Below are 24,415 nucleotides of genomic sequence, written 5' to 3'. Positions count from 1 at the left end.
CGCTACGACGCAGAGAATCTCTGGACTCCATGAAGATTCATCTTCGCGCTTTTGCGATCGCTTTTTCGTCTATCTCCGCCGCGGCGATTTTGATCATCAGCATCTGGACCCGAGTCTCCGCGGACTTTGGCGACGCTTTTATGGATGCCTACAACTCTATACATCCGCATCCCTTCCGGGCTACACTGGAATCGCTCTCCGTTGGCGAACAAGCAGCAGGCGCGACCTTTGATCTTTTCTATGCGGCCATTGATGGTCTGATCTTTTCACTGTCCATAGCCCTGCTCTACAATCGCCTGGCGAAGAAATCGGATTCTGACGACGAGAATGGCTGAGGCCCAGGCCAGGCAACAGGACCGCAGCTGGCGCAAGCGCTGGCGCAACTGGCAGGCTTCGCTGCCAGGATCGCGTCGCGACTATCTGCTGCTGGCGCTGGTGGCCGTTGATCTGGTTTTGATCATGCTGACTACCACGCTCAGCGCGCTCTTGCCGCGTGAAACGCGCCTTGGCGTCGCCTCGCTGGTGTTTGATATTTTTACTCTGACCGTCTGGGGTCTGACCTTCATCGGCCGCGTGCGTCATGCTGACAATCGCGTCGATTATCTGAAGCGACACTGGTACGAGGCGATGGGCCTGATACCTCTGCAAACTCTGCGTTGGTTTCTATTGCTGCGCGCCGCAAAGCTGGCTATTGCCTTCTATAAGTTCGGCCGCGCCGAGCAGCCGGTCGGACAGATCCTGACCCGCGAGTTGACCTTCCGCTTTCGCGACGTAATCGTCGACACCATCTCCGACGCGGTCTTCAAGCGTTCGCTGGATCGCGTGGAGGAGGTCATGAACAGTCTGGACTATGTTCCGCTGGCCAACGCCGCCATGGAGCGACATCGTCCAGAATTGAAACAGATCGTCTTTGATGCCATCCAGCAGAAGTCAATGGTTGGCGAGTTGCGTCGCGTTCCAATGCTCGGCGGCTTTGCCGATCGCCTGGGCGAGGACATTGGCGATGTGGTCGCCGAAATCATGGAGACCCGCGTGCTGGGGGATATCATGAGGGATATCACCGCCGGCATTCTGCAAGCGATGCGCGGGAGACTGCGCGAACTGGATGTGGAGCGCATTGCCGGTCGGCCCGAGTCAATGGAAGCTCCCCAGTCGCCGGAATTGACGGAACTAAATTGATCAAGATTGGCTGGACATCAGCCGGCGCCGGCGCTACCTTATACAACACGGCATTGGCGCGATCATCGCTGCCAAGCGCACACCTGGAGGAACTTGATGGCGCTCGCGCTACCTGAATTACCCTACGCTAAGAACGCACTGGAACCGCACATCTCAGCCAACACCCTGGATTTTCATCACGGCAAACATCACAACGCTTACGTGGTCAATGGCAATAAACTGCTGGAAGGAACCGATCTGGCAGGCCGTGACGTGGAGTTCATTGTAAAAGCAGCCTGGGAAAAGAAAAATCAGGGCCTATTCAACAATGCTGCACAGGTCTGGAATCACACCTTCTTCTGGAACAGCATGAAGCCGAACGGCGGCGGCGCGCCCAGCGGCGCTATTGGCGAGCGCATCAAGGCCGACTTTGGCAGCGTCGAGAAGTTTGCCGAAGAGTTTAAGAATGCCGCAGTCACTCAATTTGGCAGCGGCTGGGCGTGGCTGATTGAAGACGGCGGCAAGCTGAGCGTAATGAAAACGCCCAATGCCGAAAATCCTATGGTCCATGGCAAGAAAGCGCTGCTCACCGTTGATGTCTGGGAGCATGCCTATTACCTGGACTATCAAAACCGTCGGCCGGATTTTGTGCAGACCTTTATCGATAAGCTGATCAACTGGGACTTTGTGAATCTAAACCTCAAGTAATCTGCAATCGGCAAGGCTCATGCAAAAGCCCGCGGCGCGCCGCGGGCTTTTTTATTGAAGCGCATCCCGCTCAAACTTTGGCTGGCGGGCGTGCAATGCCGCAGCGTGCTCTTCGATCTGGAAGGCGTCTTGCTGGATAGCGAAGCGATCTGGGATCGGCTGCATCAGGCGCTCTTTGCCAGCGCCGGCTTGCAGTACGAGCGCCAGCTGTGGAAACCGCGCCTGGCCGGTCTGAGCAATGCCAAAGCCAGCGCAGCGCTGGGCGAGGCTCTGCCGATGTCGCCGGACGCGATTGCAGCATGGCGTATGCGAACAATGAACGCCATGCTCCTGGAAGGTGCGCGCTGGCTGCCCGGGGCGCAAGATGCGCTACTCCATCTTCCGCCGCAATGTCCGCGCGCGCTGACTACTGCCATGGCGGCGCAGCTTTTTGCAGGCGTCGATTTGCGCCTGGGCTTGCGGCCGCTGCTGGCCGGACCGGTTTTTTTGGCCGCCAGCCTCCGCCTGGAGAAGGCCAGTGGAGCGCTGTTTCTGTACGTGGCGCGCTGTTTGAGTCTTAAGGCGCGCGAGTGTCTGGTCATTGAAGATGCGCCGCTGGCCGCAGCGGGCGCCCGGAAAGCCGGGATGCGCGTGCTGGCGCTGGGGACCACGTTTCCGCGTCAGGCCTTTGGAGCCTGCGATGAATTTTTCTCCGATTGGCCTGCCGCCAGGCGACAGTCGCAACTTCTGCCGCGTCCTTAGAGCTACTCGTTCCAGTCCAGTTCTACCAGCAATACGCGCTCGTCGCCAAGAACAACCGCTACCGAAGCGCGCAGATCGCCAGAGCGCTTCTCCTGATAGGCTTCGCTGATGTTGTAGCGACGGCCGCGACTGCGATACTGGGCAAGTGTGCGCTGAAAAAAAGTGCGCCAGCTGATATTGCGCGGCGGGGCATGGGCAATCCGCCATTGCTCATCCTCGCGTACAAAGCAACTGGAGGCCTGATTGCCGGAGGCGTCAAAGATCGTCAGCTCGCGGGCCGAAGCGGGCGCGTGACCAATGGCCTGACGCAGCTGCTCGTTGAGGTCCTCGGCGCTGCTGCGCTGCAGGCTGTCGATGAAGTCCACGAGGTCCTGTAGATTCTGATCGAGCTGCAGCTCGGCATGGACCAGCTCCGCAATACGATACCGGGTATAGTTCTCCATGATCGGGCGCAGCATTTCTCCGTAGCCGCCGTCCTTGCCGAATTCGGCGCCTGGCCTTCCCAAAAAATAGCCCTGCACCAGGCGGCCGCCCATCTGCAGAGCGCCCATCAGCTCTTCCTCTTCCTCGATGCCCTCAAAGAGCAAGGTCGAGCCCAGACGATCGGCGACGAACGCGATTGCTGTCAGCAACTTGCGATAGCCGCTGTGGCTGCGCGAATTGCGCATGAACTCCAGGTCGACCTTGATGATATCCGGCTCCAGCAGAGCCAGACGGGAAAGTCCGCTCATCTTGGCGCCGAGGTCGTCCACCGCGATCAGAAAGCCGTACTCCTTGAGTCCGTTGACCATGGCCGTCAGCGTCAAACGTTCGGCGGCAAAATCCTCCTCCGTAATTTCCAGTACAATGCGCGATGCTGGCACATCCATGGCGCGGGCCATTTGCGAAAGCGGAAATGTATCAGGATGAAACTCCTGCTCCGCAAACTGGTACTCCAGCAAACGCGGATTCACGTTGATGAAAAGCAGGCCGGCGCCCTGCTGACGAAAACTCTGCAAGCCCTGCTTCTGCAACTCGAGATCGGCTGCCAGCGCGCGGGCCATGGCTTCAGCCCCGCCGCCATGGATGCTCTGAAAAATCGGGCCCATGGAACTGAAGCCCGCCCCATCGCGCAGTCGCCCCAGTTGTTCAAAGCCAAATATTGATAGAGTATCCAGATCTACAATCGGTTGGAAGAAAGGACGAACCCTCTCGCTCCAGGCCGATGGATATTGAAGATCTTCAATACCGTTTGTCGATTCGGATGAACTCATCGATCAACGCCAGTTGCAGCAAATAGCTGAACTTTCGATTTTTCTGCACTGCCGTCAAACGCAGGCAAGTCGCAATTCAGCCATCTATTCGACGAAGATTGGCGCCGGTCCCTTAGGCGCGGCTCATCGCGCCAGCGCCGCGGCGATCTGGCGCAGTCGATCCAGCGGCCGCTCGACAATAGCGCGAATCTGCTGCATCAGGTCCTCTACCGAGGCGTCGGCATATTCCTCGGGAAGTATGGGATCATGAATGACCAGGTAGATGTCGCCAGCATAGACACGCTGCAGGCTGACCTTCTGCTTGGGAGGCATCAGAGCGGCGGCGCCGGAGATGGTCAGCGGCTGGATCACGACGCCCGCTCGCTTGGCCAGTATAAAGCCGCCCTTTTTGAAAGCATGCATCGTTCCGTCTGGATGGCCGCGCGTACCCTCCGGAAAAACAATCACCGACTGACCTTCGCGCACCTTGTCCGCCGCCTTGTACAGCGATCCCAGCGACTTTTCGCGATTGCCTCGCTCCACGGGAATGTATCCGGCAGCGCTCATCCCCCAGCCAATGATCGGAATCTTGAACAGCGAGGCCTTGGCCATCCAGGCAAAGGGCAGACGCAATTCGCGAAAAAATACCAGGATATCAAGCATGCTCTGGTGATTGGAAATGAAGATGGTTGGACCGCCGCGCCAGAGCTTCTCTGGATTTTCCACATGCACGCGCATCCCCGCCATCCAGAGTCCAAGACGGGCCCAGTAGTGGCCGGTAAAGTGGATCACCGCGCCGATGCGCAGGATCATGAAGGGCAAAAGCAGGATGCCAATGATCAGTGTCCAGAGCACCATCAGCGCCCAGACCAGCAGCGAACGCAGCAATACGTAGATGGAATTTTGACTGCGAACCGCCATAGGTGCCTCGCCCGCTGCGGGGCGCAAGATCGCAGATTTCAGCGCTGAGCTGGAGAGGGCAACTCCGATCCGGGCAGCTCGGGTCGGCGCAGACGCCGCACTACTCGCCCACCGTTACATGAATTGCGCCGCCGGGGCAGTGCGCTACACAGATGCCGCAGCCCGTACAGTGTTCGGAGATTTGCGCCACGCCGCTGCGCCGCAAGGAAACGGCGCCCTCCACCGGACAGCTCTCTATGCACTCCCGACACAGGCGCCGTCGGCGGCCTTTTTCCGGAGGCCGTGCATTTACGCAAGCCTCTGCCTCCGCCGTGGCCTGACCAAAGCGTGGCAGAACATCGGCCGGAAGCTCGACCAGAGCGCCGGTCGCACAGGCCTCAATGCAGGGATAGTCCTGACAGAGCCGACAGGCCAGCAGATTGGGCTCCAGCAAGGGACCACTCTTTGGCCCCTGGCTGAACAGTACGCCATAGGGGCAGGCCCGAATGCAATCGCCGCAGGCCGTGCAGAGCTCATGGAAGCGCTGCGCATCTGCGCCAGGCGGCCGCGAGAAGTTACGATCGCTTTCGTAGGCCGGCTGTCCGGCGACGCCAGCCTCCTCTGCAATCTGCTGCAGACCGCGCGGCGAAAGGAAATTTGCCAGGCCGCTCAGGCGACGGTCCAGGATGCCGCCCAGCGGCGTGCGCATCCAATCGCCCAGCGCCACCTTCCAGCCGCGGGTAAAGAATTCATCGCGGCGCATGTCGTCCTTTGCCTGAGCGCCGCTGCTGCGCCAATAATAATGCTAATCCCGGGCCATTTTCTGGCGAAGATGAAGGCGGGGGAGCTATGCCATGACGCCGCCGGCCGCCGTATTGACAGAACCAGAGCAACGGGTCGAGAATCCAGCGCATGGCGCTCGCTTTGTAGTTCTGCCGCTCAGCGCGCCGCCCGCTGCGGCGCGCGAATGTTCCTGCGATCAGTGCGGCCGCCAGGAATTCCGTCATGTGTTGAGCAAGGCCTCGGCGCGCGGCGAAATGTTCCATGTGCTGCGCTGCCAATTTTGCAACCTGGTGCAGGTCAATCCGCGACCGCCTGCAGATCATCTGGGCGACTACTATGGAGAATCCTATTTTGAGCGGCGTACCGACCGCGGTTACGACAACTATTTCTCCGAAAGCGTCCGCGCCAGCATCCACGCCACTACCGAACGCAATCTCCATGAACTTGGCTTCTTTGAATATGAAGCCGAACTGAAAAGCGAAGCGTGGCTGCTGCAGGCCATCGGCGAGCTGGAAGCCGCCTGTCAAGTTGCGCCGCGCGCCCTGGACATTGGCTGCGCCGCGGGCTACTTTGTCGACTATCTGCGCGCCCGCGGCTGGCGGGCCGAAGGCGTAGAAATCAGTGCGGCGGCGGCGGCCTTTGGTCGCGAACAGCTGGGCTTGACCATTCACGTGGACGACTTCATGAAAAGTGCGGCGCTGCAAAGCGGCGGCTATGATCTGCTTACGCTGTGGGCCTCCATCGAGCACCTGGCGCAACCGCGCGCCGCCATGTTGCGCGCGGCGGAGCTGTTGAAGCCTGGCGGGCGGATGCTGCTGAGCACCTGCCGCTATGGACTTCTGGCGCGCGCCCTGGGCAAACGCTGGCGTTTCCTCAATGTCCCCGAGCATCTCTTCTATTTCAGTCGTAAGGGTTTTCGCGATCTGGCGCAGAGCTGCGGCTTTGACGTACTCTCGGAGCTGAGCTACGGTTCTGGTATGACTGCGCGCAAGGGTGCCGGAACTATCTACCGAACGGCAAAGAAGATTGCCGATGGCGGCGTAAAGCTGCTGAATCAAGGCGACATGATGGCCTTTCACCTGATCAAGGCCTGAGAACCGGTCCGTGGCCGCGGATCATTTCAAAGATCGACACATCCTGATCACTGGCGGCAGCAGCGGCATCGGGCTGCAATGCGCCCTGCAGTTGCAGCGGCGCGGCGCCGTCTGTCACGTTCTGGCGCGCAATGGTTCGCGCTTGCAGCGGACGCTCCGACAGTTGCAGCAGATTGAAAGGGAACTCTCACTTGCGCCGCGCTCGCGTATCTACCGCGCGGACGTACGCTCTTACGACGACATGAAGCGCTGCGTGCGCGCCATCCTCAAGGAAAACGGACGACTCGACGGGCTGATTCATTGTGCAGGCTTTGCCGGTCCGCGACGCTTTCTGGACATGCCTGTACGTGAGTTTCGTCGTCAGATCGATGTCAATCTGCTGGGCAGCGCCTACGCGGTGCGCGCCGCGGCATCGGCTATGGCCGATTTCGGCGCCGGCTGGATTCTGGTCGTCTCCTCGCTGGCCGGGCTGACGGCGATCTATGGCTACAGCGCTTACAGTGCGGCAAAATTTGGCGTGGTGGGCATGATGCATTCTCTGCGTCAGGAGCTGGCGCCGCTTGGCATCCAGCTGGGACTGGTCTGTCCGCCGGATGTGGACACGCCGGGACTGCAGCAAGAAAACCGCAGCAAGCCCGCTGAAACTATGGCCATCTCCGCAGGAATCCAGCCGCTGAGCGCCGAGCGTGTCGCCGCCGACATGTTGCGGTCCATCGAAAAGGGACGCTGGATGACCCTGCCCGGCGCGATGACTCGATTGGCGTGGCTTGCCGAACGCTTTGTGCCGGGTCTGCTGCATCGCCACTACCGCCGACAGGCGACGCTGGTTCATCGCCGCCAGGCCTGAAAGTCGCCTGGTTTAGAGCCGGTCCAAAAATTCCACGGATGGAGTTTTGGGACGCGCTCTTAGATTGCCGGCGCAGCGCTACAGGCTGCAATGACCGCATGTCCCGAGCCTGTGTATTGTGCCTTGGCTTGCTGATCGCTGGCAGTTTTTTCAGTTGTGGCGCGCCTGAATGGATTCAGCCCTTTCATGAAAGACGGGAGTGGGGTCCGCGTCGACCCGACGTCATCTATGTTCCCACCCCGCAAACTGTAATTGAACAGATGCTACGCATGGCGGCGCTGAAGCCTGATGATCTGCTTTACGATCTGGGTTGCGGCGACGGCCGCATCGTAGTTACAGCCGCCCGCCAGTATGGCGTACAGGGACGCGGCTACGACATTGATCCAATTCGCGTGCAAGAGGCGCAGGAGAATGCACGACGTTTTGATGTGGAGCAGCGCGTCCAGTTTGAAGTGGCCGATATCTTTGCTCTGGACTTCAGCCAGGCGACTGTGGTTACGCTATACCTCTTGCCATCGCTGAACAAGCGTCTGATGCCGCAACTGGCGCGATTGCGGCCTGGCAGCCGTATCGTATCCCATGATTTTCCAATGGGCGCCGCTATTCCCGATGACAGCATTCGACTCTACGATCCGGAAACGGATCGCGAGCACTATGTCTTCTTGTGGCGCGTGCCGTGGCGGACCGATCCAGCCGGCCGACCGCAGGGACCACAGACGGCGACGCCCGGCGGTCGCTAGCCCGGCCGCGATGCACGCTTGAGATCAGAGTCGACGACGGCGCCCTGCGCTTCCGCCCATTGCAGAAAAGATTCCACATCAGGGTGTCTACCGCTGCGCGGTCCGGGACTGTGCGGAATAATCAGCAAGCGCAAGAAGTCGCCGGCGCCATCATCGAGCAGCAAGCGCAGCGGTTGATTGCGCATCGGAATGCCAGCGCTGGATACGCGCCGCAGTCGAGTAGCCGGCTGGCGCTGTCTTCGCCAGAAAGCGGCGAATTCGATTTCACGATCGCCAAACCAGAAGAAGGCCGGTCGCAAGAGCAGCCAGAGGCCGGCCAGCATCGCCAGCACCGCCCCAAAAATGGGCGCAATTGCGCCGCCGGCTTGAGCCCAAAGGTAGTACTGCGCGGCGGCCCAGCCGCCAGCAAGCGCCAGCGCCGGACCCAGTATCCACTTCATGAAATAGGTAGCGCTGCTGTGCAGGGACTTCATGACGACTGCCGGCCAGTGAGCCGGCAGTCCGCACTACCGTCAAGTCGGCAGGGTCAAGCTGCGAGCCGCAAACCGCCCAGGCCAAGCTTCTTCAACAGTTTGGACAGGCTTTTCAATTCGCCCTCGCTCAGGTGCTCCAGCCGCTGGCGTAAGCGCTTCACATAGGCCGGGAAAAGTCGCGCCACCAGGCTCTTACCGCGCGCACTGAGCTCGACGGTCAGGAAACGCCGATCGCGCGTATTGCGAATACGCTTCACCAGGGACCGCTTTTCCAGATTGGTAACGATATGCGTGATATTGCCATCGGTGCTGAGCAGCTTCTGTCCCAGGTCGGTCTGGCTCATTGGCCCGACGTGGTAGAGCGCTTCCAGCACGGCAAACTGCCCGTGGGTCAAGCCGGCGGAGGCAACTGCCCGCGCCATGTCGCGCTCCACCGATCCACTGGCGCGAATCAGCTTTACATAACTATCCAGAACAACTCGATCGCGCGCGCTTCCTTTGAATTTTGCAGCCATTTTATCGCCTCTAAATCTCTACTAGCATGGGACGAGCAAAGACCCTTGAAATCGTAACTTATTTTTGCCCGCTAACTGATTTTTCACAATGATAGGATCATCTCCATCGTCGCAGCATCGTTTTCGTCAGCTTAGCGCGTTGGCGGACAGGAGGTGGTTTAGATTCAAATGGATTTTGGCATGGCAATACGCGGCGAGGGCTTGGCGACTGTTTGACCAGGAATGCTCGATCCTTGCAGTTGCAATGGTTCCCGGCGCAAAACGCGGGATGGCGACCTCAAACAACTGCTTCGAATTTGCAGCAAGCCCTGCCGCTGGTCGCAACGTACGAGTCCCCTGGCAACCGCACTATACAAACGCTGAAACTGGCGCCAGCCGCGGCGGCCTCGAGCGTCGAGGTCGCCGGGCTGCTGCCAGCTTTTTTGGGCTGACGCTGGACTTTGCGCCGTCCAGACTGGCTGGCCCCGGACTATGGCCGTAACCAAGAAGCAGCGAGCAATCCTGATCGCCGGCGGAAGCGGTTTGATTGGCCGCGCCCTGTGGCCGCTGCTGCAGCAAAATGGACTCCATCCGCGGCTGCTCAGCCGCCAGCCTCAAAATACGGACGAGGAACGTTACTACTGGGACCCGGAGCGCGGCTTTCTAAACCCGGATGCGCTGAATCAGGTCGATGCCATCGTAAATCTGGCAGGCGCGGGCATTGCGGATCGCAAGTGGTCGCCGCGACGCAAACAGGAGATTCTGGAAAGCCGCGTGCAAAGCCATGAGCTCATTCTACAAAAGCTCGAAGAGTCCCGTGATTTGCCGCGCACGCTGGTGGCTGCTTCGGCTATCGGCTACTACGGCAACGGCGGCGAAACGCTGCTCACCGAAGAGAGTCCGGCGGGCAAGGGCTTTGTGGCAGAGGTCTGCCAGCGCTGGGAAAAGGCTGCGCTTCGCTTTGAGCAATTGGGCATTCGTACGGTGATTCTAAGAATCGGCGTCGTACTCGACGCTGGCGGCGGCGCCTTAAAGAAGATGATGCAACCGATTCGCTACTTTGTCGGCGCGCCGCTTGGTTCGGGAAGCCAGCAGATCAGCTGGGTACACAGCGCAGATGTCGCGGCGATGATCCTTCGCGCCTTGCAGGACGAAAGCTGGCGCGGCGTCTACAACTGTACTGCGCCGATGAGCTGCAGCAACCGCGAACTGACCAGCGCTCTTGCAGCGCGATTGGGCCGTCCCCTGTTGCTGCCGTCGATTCCAGAGGGCGCATTGCGCCTGGCATTGGGCGAGATGTCTTCGCTGCTTCTGGACAGTGCGCGCGTCTCTCCGCAACGCGCCCTGGACGCCGGTTTCAACTTTCGTTATCCGGAACTGGACGGGGCGCTGCAATCGATCCTTGGCGGCCGCCAATGAAAGGACGGGCGCTGATCACCGGCATCAATGGCTTCGTCGGTTACTTTCTGACTGTGGAACTCTTACGCCAGGGCTACAGCGTCTGTGGCATCGATCGGCGCGGACGCTTCGATAGCAGCTCGCGCCAGGCGCTGCCCGGTTACGATGGTGCGGCGCTGGCCAGCGTGGCCATTGATCAAGACAGTCTCAGCGATCAGCAATCGGCGCGCGAAATCCTGCAGCGCCAGCAGCCACAGCACATCATCCATCTGGCCGGCAACGCCTTTGTGCCCGATAGCTGGAAGAGCCCGGCCTCGGCCATTCGCAACAACGCGCTCTCGGCGGCGACCTTGTTGGAAGCGGCGCGCGATCTGGGCTGGCAGGGCAGATTCCTCTATGTAAGCAGCAGCGATGTCTATGGCACGCCCTCGGCCGAGGAGCTGCCGCTGCGCGAAGATTCGCCGATCCGTCTGGAAAGTCCTTACGCGCTCAGCAAATGGAGCGCCGAGCAACTGGTTTCCTTCTATCGCGCGCCTGGACTGCAGACGCTGTCGGCGCGACCCTTCAACCATCTGGGCCCGGGACAGCGCGATGAATTTGCGGCGCCGGCTTTTTTCCGTCGCATCGCGGCCGCTGCTGCGGCCGGTGAAAGCGTCATTCGCACCGGCGAGCTGCGTGCAGTGCGCGATTTTACCGATGTGCGCGACGTTGCTCGCGCCTACGTAACGCTGCTGGAAAAAGGCGCCGACGGCCAGGTCTACAACATCTGCTCCGGAAGAGGCGTGAGCATCGAACAACTCCTGCAATCCTGTCTGAACGCCGCCGGAGCGATGCTGCGCGCCGAAACCGATACGGCATTGTTGCGGCCGGAAGCCGTAAACTCGCGCATTGGATCAGCGGCGCGCCTGGAAGCCCTGGGCTGGAAGCCGCAATTGAGTCTGGATCAAACGCTGCGCGATACCTGGGAATTCATGCGTCAGGAGTCGCATTGATGGCCGCAAGTGCAAAAGCGGAGCGACGGCCGCTGGCCCTCTTTGATCTCGACTTCACCCTGCTGCCACACGATACGATCTTTCTGTTTGCCAACTATTCGTTGAAGAAGCGCGGCGGGCGTATCGTATTTTTGTTTCTGGCGCTGCTCTACAGCGCTCTACATCTGCTACGACTGCGCTCCCTGCTGCAACTGAAGAGCGCTTTTCTTTCACATCTGCATGGCCTGCATCCGACCGAGTTGCAACAACTGGCGCGCGACTTTGTTCGCGATGAGGTCGTGATGCGACTGTATCCGCGCGCCGCACAAGAACTGCAAGAGCTGAAACAATCTGGCTACGCCCTGGTCTTGAACACAGCAAGTCCGGATATCTACGTCGAGTCAATCGCCGAAGCGCTTGGCTTTGACTACTACTACGCCACGGCCGTCGAACTTGTTGATCCGCTGCCGCGACTGCCGCTGGTAACGGGCCCGAACAACAAGCGTGAGCAAAAGCTGTTGGCCATGGCCGCACAATTCCCGCAGATCGCACAACACGCTGCGCGGTCGCCTTCGACGCCGCTGGCGGCGCGCGCCTATTCGGACAGTTCAGCGGACCTGCCGATGCTGCAACTGGCCAGCGAAGCAACGCTGGTCAATCCCTCGCCTGGCTTCGCCGAGCTTGGCGCCAAATCAGGCTGGACAATCTGGCGGCTGCCAACGCCCTACTCCAGTACTGCAGGCAAGCTGTGGATGTTCTTGCGACAGATGTGCGGTATCTATTGAACCTTTGGCTTCGCGCTGCGGCCGCCGCCGTCTTCGTCTGGCTTGCCGCCTGCACCAATTTTTCCGCAGAAGACAACATTATCAACACGCCGATCCTGATGTCCATTACGCGCGAGGGCAGCGGACATCTGATCCAGGTCCAGGCGCAAAACGCGGAGCTGGGATTCATTGGCTATCGGCTGTTTACCGGAGCCAGCGCTACGGCGGCGCAGGCCGCAAGCAGCGGCGTTGATTGCGGAGCGCTCAATCTGCTGACCACGACCGCCGGCATTCGCTACATCGAAGCCAAGCCCGGACAGAGCAGCGTAACCGCCGGCACAACGGATCGCATCTGTGCTGCGCCGCTCACCATCAATGCCGGCGACTATGTGGTTATGCGCGCTACCGTTTTTGATCTGGCAGCCATCGCTCAGAGCAATGCCAGCAATGCCCTGCAGGCGCCCTGAGCGACGCGGCCCAGAACCGAAAGGCGCGGCGGCGCCGGCTTACTCTGATTTCACATCAATCTTGCGCGCCGATTCCTGAACTTTGGCCGACTTGGGAATTTCCACTGTCAGCACGCCCTTCTTGAAGCTTGCTTTGATCTTTTCGCGCTCCACGCCCTCCGGCAAGGGGATTACCCGGCGAAAGGAGCCGTAGGAGCGTTCAATTACATGATGCTCCTCATCCTTTTCTTCCTTCTCAAACTTCTTCTCGCCGCGCAGGCTCAGCGAGTAATCGTTTACGTGCACCTCAACGTCTTTTTCGTCGAGACCTGGCAGCTCGGCAGTGACGCGAATGCATTTGTCGTTTTCGCTGACATTGACCTTGGGATCGAAATGCCGCAGCATACTGCGCCCGCGTACATCAAGGCCGCGCGTGAAGTCGTCGAAAACCCGTCCGATCTCCTTCTGCAGGGATGAAAACGATTCATCGAAGGGCCAACCCTTCTCCCGCTTCCAGGGAAAAAGCTCTTTCATGTCCATTAACCGGCTCCTGAATCAGCCGCCCGAAATCCAGCAACGGGCGCGATTCCCTTCCGGACTGCCTCTCCTCAGGCATTGAAATCAACAATAAATCCCGCTGCTGGCGAGTTACGGCGGCAAAAATTGTCAGCGCGCCTGGCAAAAGTACGGGCGGCGCCTGGCAAAAAACTGGAACGGTCAGCCGCCGCTGCGAGCGCGCAGACGCGCATAGTAGTTGATTTGATGTTGAACGATGAGCGGTCCCAGCAGTACATTCAAGCCAGGCAGCGCAAGCAAGGCCTCGAAAAGCCAGCCGGGCGCGGACTTGAGCAAGAGCTCGCTGCGCCGATAGCAACGCGGCAAAAGAAAGCTGAGCGGCAGGCCCAGACCAAGCAGGGCAATCGTGATGCTGCCAAAGACGTCTTCGCCAAGGATCTTCAGCGTGCGTCCCAGCCATAAGAAGAAATACAGACCGCCGGTGGACAGGAGCAAAAGCCAGAGCGCTGGCAGGCTGATTTCCATACGCGTTGCGTTCTGTGGATCGATATCTTCGGCCTGCGCCTCGCCGCCGCTGGCCTTTGTCGGCGCAGAGAACCAGGCGCGCAGAGAGCCAGGCGCCTTGCTCAGACCGGCAATCAGCGCCGCGAGCGCCAGTCCAATCTGCGCCAGCGTGAACAATGCGTCGCCGGCCGGTCGCCAGGCGCGTCCGCCAATAGCCACGGAGATCCAGAGCGCCAGGATGCACAGCGCCGCTACAACCAGGGCCAGGGCCGGCAGGGCGATCAGAATGACTTTGCCCAGCAGCTCGCCGTGCGCCGGCCACAACATCGAAGAGAGTCGAGTGCACAGGTAGGCCAGCGCCAGTAAAGCCAGGGGCAAGACCAATCGCAGGAAGCTCGAGAGGCGCGAGGCATCGCCTGGAACATCGTAGTAGAGCCGAAAGGGATAGCGGGCGCGTTCCGCACTGTGCAGGTCCAGGTGCGGCGTCAGTCCGCAGAGGCCGCTGATCGAAAGCAATAGCTTGGAGCCGAACAGGTCGCAGCGCGCAAGAAAATGTAAGAGATCGCTGTTGTGCTTTTGCAAGATGAGCGCGTGCAGCCAGTTGAGCAAGACGCCGCCCAACCAGGCCAGTCGAAAGCAGGGCCAGAGCAAGAGCGCCGGCAGGAGCGGAATCCAGACCACGTTGCACAGGCTCAGCAGGGCAAAGGGCAGCGCCGCCACGCCTCGCCAGGAGTACTGGTAGTGCGGACCAAAAGATTGCACATCGACGCTGCGCACCAGCAGCCGCCCGCCGCGCAGCTGACTGAGGTCGTTGCTACAGCGGCCATAGATCCAGCCTTCGTCGCCGTTGAGCAGTTCTATCTGTTTCCAGGCGCCGCGGCCTTCGTGCAGTAGCGCAAACTGGTAGCGCAGAACTGCATCCTCGCGCGCCAGCTCCGCATTTGCCGAAGGCGCCTTGCGCAGCGGAAGCTCATCATCCAGAATCTGCACCAGATCGGGCGCGGCGCCCTGCAGTTCAACGTCCAGCGCCTCGTAGCCCCAGGCTTCCCCGTAGGACTGTCGCTCTTCGATGTTGCCGACGATGCGCAGACCGCCGCCAAGACGCAGCTGCTGTTGGCCGCTCTCGCTGCGCCAGCCGGAGCTGAAGGGCAACGCAATCAGACCAACCAGGCCAAGCAAGCGCAGCAGAGCAGGCAGCCGCGGCAGGCGCTCCGGATAGCGCAGGATGAAGTGCAGTCCCTCCATGGCGATGAAAGCTTTGCGCCTGCTATTGCGCGCCGCCTTCGGCGGCAACTCGCGTCAGATGGTCGCCTTCGACACGGTAGCTGATTCGACTGACCTGATTGCTGCTTTCGTCCCAGCCGCTAATGTGGATCAGGGGCGCCTCGATTTCCGGCTCCTCCGAACTGTACAGCTCTCCGATCTGCTGGAATTCCCCGTTGTGGTAGCGGCGAACTGCGATGCTCATCTCGGCGCGCTCGCTGTAGCTGGTCACCAGATACAACACGCCGTCATAGGCAAAGGTCCTGCCGCCCTCAAAGTAGCCAATGGTTTTGCACTGCTGATTCTCACAGCTGACCAGAAAGGACTGTGTTCCGCGGTACTGTTCGCCTTGGACATCGACGCTCAGGTTGTAGAGCTGTACCGGCTGTCCCTCTGGAACATCCAGCGCCGCCAGTTTTGCCGTGGAAGGAATTAGCTGAGCGCCGCTGCCATTCAGGTAAGCGACTACAGCCTGCATTTGCGGCGAGAGTTCCGGATTGCCGTTATGCTGCTGGTCATAAGCGGTAAGGTTGTCGGTGAACTCAGCGTCTTCCTGTGAAACCCAGGCCAGACGTCCGCCCTCGCAACCATACTCATTGCCTATCGCCTCATCTATTCTGTAGTACTTAATATTCTGGTGCGCGGCCACCGCGCTGACCTGCGCGCATTCCCCAGGCGCAGGCAGGGAACTGACCTGATTGAGTCCGCAGCCAGTCTGCAGCGTAGCGTCGGGCGGCGTGCCCAGGGCTGGATTGCCAAAGTAGCGCGGACTGACGCCGGTAATACAGACAAAGCCGCGTGTGATCTGAAAGCCCTGCATGCCGCCAAAGCTGGCCAGTTCGGCGGCATTTGCCGCCGGCGCTCGTTCCAGAAATCCGGCAAAGGCAAAGCCTTCGATGCCGTTCTTACTGCGCACCTTCAGCCAGATGCTGCGCCGGTTCTCGATGGTTTGTGGCAGCGAACCCTCCATCAGCACATCGACCACATCGCCGCGACGCAGCGTAGCGGCCACGCCGGAGCGCAACGTCGGCCCGCTGCGCAAACGGAGGCTGTCGCCTGTAACCAGCGCCACCTGCGCTTCGCTTACGTTGATCAGGGCCATCACATTGTTCCGGATCAGGGTTTCATCATAGGCAACGTATCCCTCGCGATCGCCCACACGCACCCGATACCAGAGACGACGATCGCCGGCGCGATCATCCTCGACGCGCTGGGCAAGCACCACGGCGCTTTGACCGCGCTGCAAAAGCTGCTGCGGGTTGCGCACTACCTCCGGAGCAGAGAAAACCGGAGCGCGATCGCCAACGACGAAAAGCAGGCCAATTGGTTCGCTTTTCTTGCAGGCGCCGGCCACGCCGCCAGCCGCCGCGATCAGCAAAGATACAAAAAGAATTTGAATGGTCGACTTCACAGGGCCGGTAATGGAATGGCCCGCACAGATTGTCGTCATTATTTTTTGTCCGACTGCAGCGCTCAGGGCCGCAGAGCCATTTCGCTGCGCGCCGCAGCGGCATTGACCACTGGCAGGCGCAGCGTCTTGATCAGGGGCCGCGTATCGCTCAAAGGCAACCGCGTCAGGATATGAGCGCTGGGCTCCAGATAATCCATAGAGAGTTCTACAGTAATGAAATCAGGCACAGGCCGCACTGCTACCAGAAAGCTGCGCTCGGCATAGTAGGCGCCCAGTTGCGGCGGCGGCAGACGGGTGTCCGAAACCAGTCGACGCGCTGGCGTCTCCGGCCCCAGCGGGCCTGCGCTGTGCGTGTAGGTCTTTTTTAAAAGCAGCTCGCTGAAGGGCAGTCCGCGTGCGTCGCGCAGTTCGATGCGCAGCGTCCGAAACAGATCGCCGGTTGGAAAGGAATGACCGACGCCCAGCATCAGCACATTCAGCTTGATCGTATCGGGCGTCATGGCCTCGGCCTCGACCTGCAGGGCGGAGGCCAGGTCGCTCAGGGCGTGGCCGCCAGGGAAGCGATGGCTCTCCGGGCTATTGGGACTCACATGGCAGTGCACACAGTTCAGTCGCCCGCCGGGGTTGGCTTCGCTCCATTCGGCGGCTACGTTTTGCATTGGCAATGCCGAGTAGACGACGTTCTGGCCCGGTCGCGAACTGAGCGCCGTTGGAAAGTTAAACTGGTGACAGCTGGCGCACAATTTTTCGGTTCCAAAATCGGCGGCGATCAGATAGTCATGCGCCGGACTTTGCGCCTGCTGTTGCGGGCTGTGCGCCGTCAAGACGCGACCATCGCGTACATGACAGGTGATGCAGGAAATACCGTCCTCGGCCTGCACTCGATCGGCGATTCGCTGCGGCTCGCCGCCGGGACGCACAAAGGGCGCGTGACAATTCAAGCACCATACCGAGGGTTCGCGCTCGTGCGCTTCCTGGTAGAGCGGGTTACTGAAGGCCACGCGATGGCGACTCTGGCGCCAGTTATCGTAGACCTGCTGGTGGCAGGAACGGCAGCCGGCGGAGCTGGCCAAAAGCTTGTCGCCCGAGCGCGCCGCGTGCCGCTGCGCATCGAAGGACACCGGGCGCAATGCACGCGAAAAGCCAAGAACCTTCAGCGACGCAGAATCAAAGCGCGCATCGTGCTCGAAGCCCGGCGTCGGCCGGCAGAGCGCAGAAAAGGCGCCCAGCGCGCCGAGGGCGAAGAGAAAGTACAGACTAAGGCTGCACCGGCCAGTTATTGGGCGGCAGCGGCGCATCATTGACGCCAGCTTCGCGCATGCCCAGTGGACCGGTCAACAAGTCGTGGATCAGCTTGTCGACGGCAGGGTCCTGGGCCAGGACGCGGATGCCAGAACGACGGCCGCCGGGATGTTCCAGAAATACCAGCTCGCACATGGTGCGCGCCGAGCCATGCACCAGCATCATGCCCTGCTTGCCATCGCGATCCGGATTGTAAACGCGCATGACGGTGAAAGGAGCATTGCTTTCGCTGAGCTCTTCCACCAGCTTTGCAATCAGGACGCCCAGCGGCTGCTCGGCCTCATAGGTGCGGCGATCGGCATAGAGCGGACTGCCGGCAAGAAGCAACAGCAGCAGAAAAAGGCGTACTTTGTAAGAGACCATGGGCGTCACACTTCCTCTAATGATATCAGGATCGGCCGTTGTGTCCAGTCCTTGAGCGCAGTTGCCGCTGCCACTTTGCAATATGGTCAGGGTAATTCTTCTATTCAATGTAGCATTCCTGGTCGCATTCCTGCTCCTGCCGCTGAGCGCTCTAGCCGCCGAAGGCGACGGCGAGGCTGACGGTCGGCCCTGGCTTCTGGGCCTCGAGGCGCAAGCCTATCCGGCCGGCGGCATTGGCACGCTGCGATTGGATCTGCCGCTTGGCGATCATCTTGGACTTACGCTGCGCGCCGGTTACAACGGCGCCTTTCGCCAGGACTTTGGCGCTCACGATGATGAACGCGGCGGCGGCGCCGGCGCCTCGCTTGGAATGCTCTATTCGAACTCCGCCAATGCCGAGGGCTGGGGTCTGGGACTGCGCGCGGACTACTGGCGGTTGAACATTGCCTGGAGCGACCAGCGTCGCAATCGACTGGATCGCGTTGTCGGCGATGAAGACTGGCTGTTTGTGGCGCTCTTTGCACCGGCCGAGTGGCGCAACCTTCATACGTTGCAGGGCAAACGTCAGGGCCGCACAACAATCGACGTGTTGCAGCCGACGCTGGAGCTGCGCTATCTGTTTGCGGCAAGCGATACGCTTTTGATCGGGCCCTCGCTCAGCGCCGGCGGCGAAATCAATGTGCGCACGCGCGGCGAGGGCGTGGGCCAAGGACCGATCCTGCTTTTTGGACTGAACGTGATGCTGCGACTCTAAGCGCGGCGTTGTTTGCCGGTTGCGGGCGCCCATGCCTGCGCCCTACTCGGTCATATTCGGGCGACTCAAGACTACGACCTGCTCCTACGAAATACCGATCGTCCCGACAATCGCCATTGCAATGCAGTCATTCGTCCTTGACTGTCCGTCGATCTTTCGCCGCCTGTTCCCGGTGAGCGCCTCCTCTTCCGCCTCGCCCATTCAAAAGGCTAGCGATCTATTGTTCTTCGACAATCTGGCGCTCTACTACGTGGTGGAACGCACGCCCCCGGAAGTGCTGGCGCGCGTTTTTCAAAGCGGCGATTCCAGGCTGGCCGGCGCGATGCTGGGCATCCTGACTCCCAAACAACGCGAAATTGTTCATCAATTGATGGCCGCCAACAACGATGGCGATCGCTCCCGAAACGAGCAGGCCTCGCAGGCTCTGGTCATTCTGGCTGGCGATCTGCTGCTGCGCGGATTTTTGCGGCGCGATGGACGTCGCTTCTACGGCGTGCCGCGCGAGGAACAATTGCAGCCGGGCGCCGGCGCCTATCATCCCTGAAGGGCGCTGCAGCCATGAAGCTTCGTTCACTTGCCAGAGTATTTGCGCTGACTGCGCTCTTGCCGGCAGCCGGCGCCTGCCAGACCGTCGAAAGTTATTTTCAAACGGTGCACATTGCTGTCGGTCTGGAAAGCGCCAGCGTGCGCTTCTATACCAACAAGCCGCAGCTGGTGGAAGACTTTGGCTACAAGAAGGGCGGCGATGAAGAGGGCGTGCTGGCGCATTCGCGCCACAAGCAACGTTCGCGCGGATTCTACAATGTCAGTTCCCAGCCGCAGCGCCTGGAATTTCTAAAGGATACGTGGATCTATCCGCTGGTGGCGCTGCAGTTGACGCTCAACTCGCCGCGCACCTACCGCGGCGTGCTGGATAACTATCCCGACGACGGACGCGTCTCGCAGGATCCGCAAGAGGCCCTGTCGATCTTGCTGCTGCCGCGCCAGGGCGTGTTTGCCAGGCGCATGGATTATCTCTACGAAGAGGCGCAAGCCTATGGCACGCTCTATCTCGGCTACTTTGGCGACGACTTTCAGATTGCACTGGGCCTGAACTGGGGCCAGGCTTACTACAGTCTGTTGATTGCCGAAAATCGAGTCGTTGTAACCGATACGCGATCTCACTGGCGACCGGTCTTCTCACAGAGCTTCATCCTGGCCTATCGTCTGGGAAAGCACTTCGACAGCGGGCTGTTCAGCAACACGCACATCTTCCTGGAGTCGGTAACGGAGCTCAGCAGTCGACACGCGGTGCAGACGCAGCTCAAACGCAGCGACGGCTCGCCGCCTGATGCGCTCTATGTCAATTCGGCGGTCTTTCGCATCGGCATCCGCAAGCAGGTGGAACTCTTCGAGAGCGAGGCGCCCGCGCCGCCCGCTGCGCCGTCGCCCGCTGAGCACTAAGGCCTCAGGATTTTGTTGACGCCAGGGGCCCCGGCGCCGATGCTCAAAACAGAGCCAGACGCGCGCATGATTTCCCGCTTTCACATTGGCCTTGCGGCCGCCGCGCAACTGCTGCTGCTGAATCTCGCACTATGATGGCGCGGCGACGCTCCTGTCGCGTGCGACCGCGCCTCCTCCCTTCGGGCCCTGCCCCTCGCTGAAATCTTCGATAAGGATGTAGCAAAATGAGCGAACGAATCTATATTTTTGACACCACGTTGCGCGACGGCGAGCAATCGGCCGGCGTCGCCTTCACGCCGGATGAAAAGCTGGAGATCGCGCTGCAGTTGCAGCGACTGGGCGTCGACGTCATCGAGGCCGGCTTCCCCTGCACCAGTCCCGGCGACCTGGCGGCAGTGCAGCAGATTGCGCGCGTCATCAAAGATTGTACGATCTGCGCCCTGGCGCGCGCCATACCGCGCGACGTCCAGACCGCCTGGGAGGGCGTCAAGGAAGCCGTCGATCCGCGCATCCATGTGTTCATCAACTCCAGCGCCATCCAGATGGCGCATCAGTTGCAAAAGGACAAGGAAGAGGTGCTGGAGCAGGCCGCCGCGATGGTCAAGCTGGCCGCCAGCTTTACGCCGAACGTCGAATTTTCGGCAATGGACGCCACGCGTTCCGATCGCGATTTCATCTACCAGATGGTGGAACGTTGTATCGCCGCCGGCGCCACCGTCATCAACCTGCCGGACTCCGTGGGCTATGCAATCCCCGAGGAACTGGGCGACCTGTTTCGCTCGGTGCGCGAAAAGGTGCCGAACATCGACAAGGCCGTGCTTTCCTTTCATGGCCAGAACGACCTGGGATTGTGCACGGCCAATTCGCTCTCCGCCATTCAGAACGGCGCGCGGCAGATCGAGGCCACAATCAACGGCATTGGCGAACGCGCCGGCAACACCTCGCTGGAAGAGGTGGTGATGGCTATTGCCACTCGTAAGGATTTCTTGAATTTCCATACGAACATACGAACCCGCGAACTCTATCGCGCCTCGAAAATGGTGGAGACCTACTCCGGCATGCCCGTGCAGTGGAACAAGGCCATTGTCGGCAAGAACGCCTTCCGCCACAGCTCCGGCATCCACCAGGACGGCATCCTCAAGCTGCGCGAAACCTGGGAGATCATGGACCCCACGGAGATTGGCATTCCGCAGGGCACGCAGCTGGTGCTGGGCAAACTCTCCGGTCGCCACGCCTTCAAAGTACACATGAAAGAGCTGGGCTATGATCTGGGCGAAGACGAACTGAACCGCGCCTTTGCGGCCTTCAAGGATCTGGCCGACAAGAAGATGGCGCTGGACGATCGCGATCTACAGGCCATCGTCAACGACAGTCTGCGCGAAGGCGACAGCCCGGCCTGGCAGCTGGATCAGGTGCAGGTCTCTGCCGGCGATCGCGCCATTCCTACAGCGACGTTGCGCATGTCCGATCCCGAGGGTCAGCTCAGAAGCGACGCATCGATTGGCACGGGACCGGTGGACGCGATTTATCGCGCCGTGAACCGCATCACCGGTTTGCAGCCCAAGTTGACGGAATTCAGCGTGCGCAGCGTCACCGAGGGCATTGACGCACAGGGCGAGGTGACTATCCGCATCGAACAGGAGGGCCGCAGCTTCACCGGTCATGCCAGCGATACGGATATCCTGGTGGCCAGCGCGCGCGCCTACATCAACGCACTGAATCGCATGCTTGCGCTGAAGATCGCCGGCGCCGCTGCAGCGCGCTGAGGCCGAGGCGCTCAGGGAAAACTGTAGCGGCGGCGCAGCGCTTCGCCGCCGCCACATTCAGCAAGCAAGGCGCGCAGACTGTAAGCCGCGCTGCGCTTGGCCAGACGCTGTCCGTTTTCATCGAGCACCAGCGCACAGTGGTAGAATTCCGGCGGCGCATGTTGCAGCGCACGGTAGAGTAAGAGCTGCCGCGCCGTAGAAAGCAAGAGATCCTCGCCGCGCACCACCTCGCTGATCTTCATCGCCGCATCGTCGACCACCACGGCCAGTTCGTAGGAGGGAAAGCCGTCCTTGCGCCAGACCACAAAGTCGCCAAAATCGACGCCAGCGGTGAAGCGTTGCAGGCCAAGTCGTCGATCGAGAAAGGCAATGCTTTCGCCGTCGGGAACGCGAAAGCGCCAGTTGCAATCGCCGGGCGAGGCCGCATCCTGTCCCTCGCCTGGCGGCGGACGCAGCGTCGGGGGAAAGATCGCTTCGCTCTCTTCCTCGCCCTGCGGCGCCGAAAGGGCGCGTTGCACATCGCGGCGCGAATGGGCGCTGGGATAGATCAAGCCTGTGGCCTTGAGCGCGCGCCACGCCGCCTGGTAGAAATGCTGTCTTTCACTTTGTTTGTACGGACCAAGCATTCCGCCAATGTCCGGCCCTTCCTGCCAGACGATGCCCAGCGCGCGCAGATCATCCAGCGCCGATTGTGCGTATTGCGGGCGACAGCGCGCTACATCGAGATCCTCCTCCCGATAAACCAGCAGCCCCTTGCGCTCCCGCGCCCGACTGTATGCGCTCCAGAAGGTGCGCGCGTGGCCCAGATGCAGATCGCCGGTGGGCGAAGGGGCGAGGCGTCCGCGATAGACTGAGGACATGTGCAACTACAGCCGCCAGACCGCCGCCCTCGACGTCAACCAGCCGGCCGCCCTGCAGCGCAGCGATGCCGGAGGCGACTGCGCCGCAAATTGCCAGGGACCATGAATGATAAAATTGTTGAAAGCATACAAGCCGGTCTGGAAAACATGGTCTGCTGAAGCTCGGTGAGGGGACGGCGAAAAAAGCGCCTGGGACTCACTGGGCGAAGCCGTGCCTGGGGCTGGCAGAAAAAAGGGGACGGAACGAGTCGCGCCGCGTCTACGTGCGCTGGCAGGACATGGTTCTGCATCGACCGAGCACCCCTGGCCGCATTTCGACGCGAAGCGTTGTTCTGATTTACTGCGGTCCAACGCTGGCTTGCCTGCAGCTCGGACAAAACGCCGCTAGCGACGTCCATGAGCGGCTCAGTTTCGCCCTGCCGGATGCCCGGCGCGTTGCTGAGCATCTTTACGAGCTGCCAATGGGCAGCGCTCAGCACCGACAAATGCGTAAATTGCTTGGTCGAATGCTGGACCTGCGCCAATGCTTTGAGCTTGGCGATCTGGTACGTGAGCTACGAATCCGCAACTACAGTCGCAAAACAATCCGCGCCTATTACTACTGGGCGCGGGAGCTTCTGCTCGAATGCTGGAAACCAGCCGCGCAAATCCAGCCGGCGGATGTGCGCGAATTCCTGCACGGCATCGCGGAGCGTCATGGAGCTACTTCGTTGCGCATCGCCGCCGGAGCGCTGAAATTCTACTTTGGGAAAGTGCGCCGGGTCTCGATTGGCGCCGAAATACCCCCTGTCCGGCGCGATCGGCATTTGCCGGTCGTGCTTTCCCGCGAAGAAGTCGACCGTCTGCTTCAGCAGCCGAAAAATGAAAAGCACCGACTGCTGCTCACCCTTTGCTATTCCGCCGGATTGCGCGTCAGTGAGCTGGTGGCATTGCGCTTATCGGATCTGGATCTCGACCGCGGCGTCATTCGGGTCCGCCAGGGAAAAGGAAAGAAAGATCGTTACACTCTGTTGGCGAAGGCTGTCCGGGCGCCGCTCGGCGATTATTTGAGAAACTATCGCGCTGGACCGTGGCTCTTTTCGGGACAGGATCCATCGCGACACCTGACAGAGCGCAGCGCTGAAAAGGTCTTTGAACGGGCCCGTGCGGCAGCCGGAATCACAAAGGACGTGTCGATTCACGGATTGCGACACTCTTTCGCCACGCACCTGCACGAGCGTGGCATCGATATTCGCTACATCCAGAAGCTCCTTGGACATGCCAGCACGCGGACAACCGAGATCTACACTCACGTAGCGCGCAACGATGTTCTGCGGCTGAAGAGCCCGCTGGACGACTGAAGCCGTCGAGGCGGCCGAAGTTCGTAAAACCAACAAGGGAGTGCGACAATACGAATTCGTCTATTTGCGACGCGGTGCGGACAAGACGAAGGCGGATAGGCAACGAGATTGACCAGAAAGACGAAGACGTATAGAATGAGTTAT

Annotated in this window: 27 protein-coding genes; 16 read left to right on the top strand and 11 right to left on the bottom strand. The window is 60.5% G+C overall.

Annotated elements, in window-relative coordinates:
* Nucleotides 1-29 precede the first annotated feature (29 nt).
* From K1X75_16520 to K1X75_16505, 4 genes are all read left to right on the top strand, one after another.
* The gene (locus tag K1X75_16520) at nucleotides 30-335 is read left to right on the top strand and encodes a hypothetical protein (GenBank protein MBX7059670.1); all 306 of its coding nucleotides are present in this window, start codon (nucleotides 30-32) and stop codon (nucleotides 333-335) included.
* Nucleotides 328-1,179 (top strand): hypothetical protein, encoded by an 852-nt coding sequence (locus K1X75_16515; GenBank protein MBX7059669.1) that lies wholly within the window; start codon nucleotides 328-330, stop codon nucleotides 1,177-1,179. Before K1X75_16520 ends, K1X75_16515 begins: the two co-directional genes overlap by 8 nt.
* A 96-nt stretch (nucleotides 1,180-1,275) precedes the next feature.
* On the top strand, nucleotides 1,276-1,866 hold the full coding sequence (locus K1X75_16510) for a superoxide dismutase (GenBank protein ID MBX7059668.1): 591 nt from the start codon (nucleotides 1,276-1,278) through the stop codon (nucleotides 1,864-1,866).
* 90 nt (nucleotides 1,867-1,956) lie between these two features.
* Complete coding sequence (locus K1X75_16505) at nucleotides 1,957-2,607, top strand: HAD family phosphatase (protein MBX7059667.1); 651 nt, start codon at nucleotides 1,957-1,959, stop codon at nucleotides 2,605-2,607.
* A gap of 2 nt (nucleotides 2,608-2,609) precedes the next feature.
* Here K1X75_16505 and K1X75_16500 read toward each other — a convergent pair whose 3' ends face one another.
* The 3 genes from K1X75_16500 to K1X75_16490 all read right to left on the bottom strand — a co-directional run bounded on the left by K1X75_16500 (nucleotide 2,610) and on the right by K1X75_16490 (nucleotide 5,502).
* The gene (locus K1X75_16500; protein ID MBX7059666.1) at nucleotides 2,610-3,860 is read right to left on the bottom strand and encodes an EAL domain-containing protein; all 1,251 of its coding nucleotides are present in this window, start codon (nucleotides 3,858-3,860) and stop codon (nucleotides 2,610-2,612) included.
* 123 nt (nucleotides 3,861-3,983) lie between these two features.
* Nucleotides 3,984-4,760: a 1-acyl-sn-glycerol-3-phosphate acyltransferase gene (locus K1X75_16495; GenBank protein MBX7059665.1), complete on the bottom strand. Its 777-nt coding sequence runs from the start codon at nucleotides 4,758-4,760 to the stop codon at nucleotides 3,984-3,986.
* A gap of 100 nt (nucleotides 4,761-4,860) precedes the next feature.
* Nucleotides 4,861-5,502: a 4Fe-4S binding protein gene (locus K1X75_16490; protein MBX7059664.1), complete on the bottom strand. Its 642-nt coding sequence runs from the start codon at nucleotides 5,500-5,502 to the stop codon at nucleotides 4,861-4,863.
* 91 nt (nucleotides 5,503-5,593) lie between these two features.
* Between K1X75_16490 and K1X75_16485 the strand changes: the two genes are divergently transcribed.
* From K1X75_16485 to K1X75_16475, 3 genes are all read left to right on the top strand, one after another.
* A complete protein-coding gene (locus tag K1X75_16485; protein ID MBX7059663.1) occupies nucleotides 5,594-6,616 on the top strand; it encodes a class I SAM-dependent methyltransferase in 1,023 nt (340 codons plus the stop codon).
* A 10-nt stretch (nucleotides 6,617-6,626) separates the two neighbouring features.
* Nucleotides 6,627-7,463 carry an SDR family NAD(P)-dependent oxidoreductase gene (locus tag K1X75_16480; GenBank protein ID MBX7059662.1) on the top strand — a complete coding sequence of 279 codons (837 nt, stop codon included), beginning with the start codon at nucleotides 6,627-6,629 and terminating at the stop codon, nucleotides 7,461-7,463.
* 98 nt (nucleotides 7,464-7,561) lie between these two features.
* The gene (locus K1X75_16475; GenBank protein ID MBX7059661.1) at nucleotides 7,562-8,203 is read left to right on the top strand and encodes a class I SAM-dependent methyltransferase; all 642 of its coding nucleotides are present in this window, start codon (nucleotides 7,562-7,564) and stop codon (nucleotides 8,201-8,203) included.
* On the opposite strand, the gene K1X75_16470 is transcribed toward K1X75_16475, so the two are convergent.
* Together K1X75_16470 and K1X75_16465 are read right to left on the bottom strand one after the other, a co-directional pair.
* Nucleotides 8,200-8,676, bottom strand: a complete 477-nt coding sequence (locus tag K1X75_16470) for a hypothetical protein (GenBank protein MBX7059660.1) — start codon at nucleotides 8,674-8,676, stop codon at nucleotides 8,200-8,202. The two genes, K1X75_16475 and K1X75_16470, sit on opposite strands and share 4 nt — an antisense overlap.
* Before the next feature lie 53 nt (nucleotides 8,677-8,729).
* Nucleotides 8,730-9,191, bottom strand: coding sequence for a MarR family transcriptional regulator (locus tag K1X75_16465; GenBank protein ID MBX7059659.1), 462 nt, complete (start codon nucleotides 9,189-9,191; stop codon nucleotides 8,730-8,732).
* A 471-nt stretch (nucleotides 9,192-9,662) separates the two neighbouring features.
* Between K1X75_16465 and K1X75_16460 the strand changes: the two genes are divergently transcribed.
* The 4 genes from K1X75_16460 to K1X75_16445 are packed head-to-tail and all read left to right on the top strand — an operon-like array spanning nucleotide 9,663 to nucleotide 12,770.
* Complete coding sequence (locus K1X75_16460; protein ID MBX7059658.1) at nucleotides 9,663-10,589, top strand: TIGR01777 family oxidoreductase; 927 nt, start codon at nucleotides 9,663-9,665, stop codon at nucleotides 10,587-10,589.
* The gene (locus tag K1X75_16455) at nucleotides 10,586-11,560 is read left to right on the top strand and encodes a GDP-mannose 4,6-dehydratase (protein ID MBX7059657.1); all 975 of its coding nucleotides are present in this window, start codon (nucleotides 10,586-10,588) and stop codon (nucleotides 11,558-11,560) included. The genes K1X75_16460 and K1X75_16455 overlap by 4 nt, the downstream gene beginning before the upstream one ends.
* Entirely contained in the window at nucleotides 11,560-12,324 is a 765-nt protein-coding gene (locus tag K1X75_16450) for an HAD-IB family phosphatase (GenBank protein MBX7059656.1), read from the top strand. Before K1X75_16455 ends, K1X75_16450 begins: the two co-directional genes overlap by 1 nt.
* Nucleotides 12,321-12,770 carry a hypothetical protein gene (locus K1X75_16445; protein ID MBX7059655.1) on the top strand — a complete coding sequence of 150 codons (450 nt, stop codon included), beginning with the start codon at nucleotides 12,321-12,323 and terminating at the stop codon, nucleotides 12,768-12,770. Before K1X75_16450 ends, K1X75_16445 begins: the two co-directional genes overlap by 4 nt.
* A gap of 39 nt (nucleotides 12,771-12,809) precedes the next feature.
* Here K1X75_16445 and K1X75_16440 read toward each other — a convergent pair whose 3' ends face one another.
* The 5 genes from K1X75_16440 to K1X75_16420 all read right to left on the bottom strand — a co-directional run bounded on the left by K1X75_16440 (nucleotide 12,810) and on the right by K1X75_16420 (nucleotide 18,108).
* Nucleotides 12,810-13,283, bottom strand: coding sequence for an Hsp20/alpha crystallin family protein (locus K1X75_16440; GenBank protein ID MBX7059654.1), 474 nt, complete (start codon nucleotides 13,281-13,283; stop codon nucleotides 12,810-12,812).
* Nucleotides 13,284-13,466: 183 nt separating this feature from the next.
* Entirely contained in the window at nucleotides 13,467-15,014 is a 1,548-nt protein-coding gene (locus K1X75_16435; GenBank protein ID MBX7059653.1) for a hypothetical protein, read from the bottom strand.
* Between the two features lie 22 nt (nucleotides 15,015-15,036).
* Entirely contained in the window at nucleotides 15,037-16,443 is a 1,407-nt protein-coding gene (locus K1X75_16430; protein ID MBX7059652.1) for an SH3 domain-containing protein, read from the bottom strand.
* A 62-nt stretch (nucleotides 16,444-16,505) separates the two neighbouring features.
* Entirely contained in the window at nucleotides 16,506-17,564 is a 1,059-nt protein-coding gene (locus tag K1X75_16425; protein ID MBX7059651.1) for a cytochrome c family protein, read from the bottom strand.
* Between the two features lie 136 nt (nucleotides 17,565-17,700).
* Nucleotides 17,701-18,108 (bottom strand): hypothetical protein, encoded by a 408-nt coding sequence (locus K1X75_16420; protein ID MBX7059650.1) that lies wholly within the window; start codon nucleotides 18,106-18,108, stop codon nucleotides 17,701-17,703.
* 82 nt (nucleotides 18,109-18,190) lie between these two features.
* On the opposite strand from K1X75_16420, the gene K1X75_16415 reads away from it, so the two are divergent.
* From K1X75_16415 to K1X75_16400, 4 genes are all read left to right on the top strand, one after another.
* Nucleotides 18,191-18,862, top strand: a complete 672-nt coding sequence (locus K1X75_16415) for a hypothetical protein (protein MBX7059649.1) — start codon at nucleotides 18,191-18,193, stop codon at nucleotides 18,860-18,862.
* Between the two features lie 31 nt (nucleotides 18,863-18,893).
* Nucleotides 18,894-19,406, top strand: coding sequence for a hypothetical protein (locus K1X75_16410; protein ID MBX7059648.1), 513 nt, complete (start codon nucleotides 18,894-18,896; stop codon nucleotides 19,404-19,406).
* Between the two features lie 14 nt (nucleotides 19,407-19,420).
* Nucleotides 19,421-20,305, top strand: a complete 885-nt coding sequence (locus K1X75_16405) for a hypothetical protein (protein ID MBX7059647.1) — start codon at nucleotides 19,421-19,423, stop codon at nucleotides 20,303-20,305.
* Between the two features lie 224 nt (nucleotides 20,306-20,529).
* Complete coding sequence (locus K1X75_16400) at nucleotides 20,530-22,071, top strand: 2-isopropylmalate synthase (GenBank protein ID MBX7059646.1); 1,542 nt, start codon at nucleotides 20,530-20,532, stop codon at nucleotides 22,069-22,071.
* Nucleotides 22,072-22,082: 11 nt separating this feature from the next.
* On the opposite strand, the gene K1X75_16395 is transcribed toward K1X75_16400, so the two are convergent.
* On the bottom strand, nucleotides 22,083-22,931 hold the full coding sequence (locus K1X75_16395) for a hypothetical protein (GenBank protein ID MBX7059645.1): 849 nt from the start codon (nucleotides 22,929-22,931) through the stop codon (nucleotides 22,083-22,085).
* A gap of 278 nt (nucleotides 22,932-23,209) precedes the next feature.
* On the opposite strand from K1X75_16395, the gene K1X75_16390 reads away from it, so the two are divergent.
* Nucleotides 23,210-24,271 (top strand): site-specific integrase, encoded by a 1,062-nt coding sequence (locus tag K1X75_16390; GenBank protein ID MBX7059644.1) that lies wholly within the window; start codon nucleotides 23,210-23,212, stop codon nucleotides 24,269-24,271.
* The last annotated feature ends 144 nt before the right edge of the window (nucleotides 24,272-24,415 follow it).

This window comes from Leptospirales bacterium, assembly GCA_019694655.1.
In the GTDB taxonomy this organism is placed as follows: Bacteria; Spirochaetota; Leptospiria; order Leptospirales; family Leptonemataceae; genus SSF53.
This window is presented reverse-complemented; position numbering and strand designations above follow the sequence as displayed.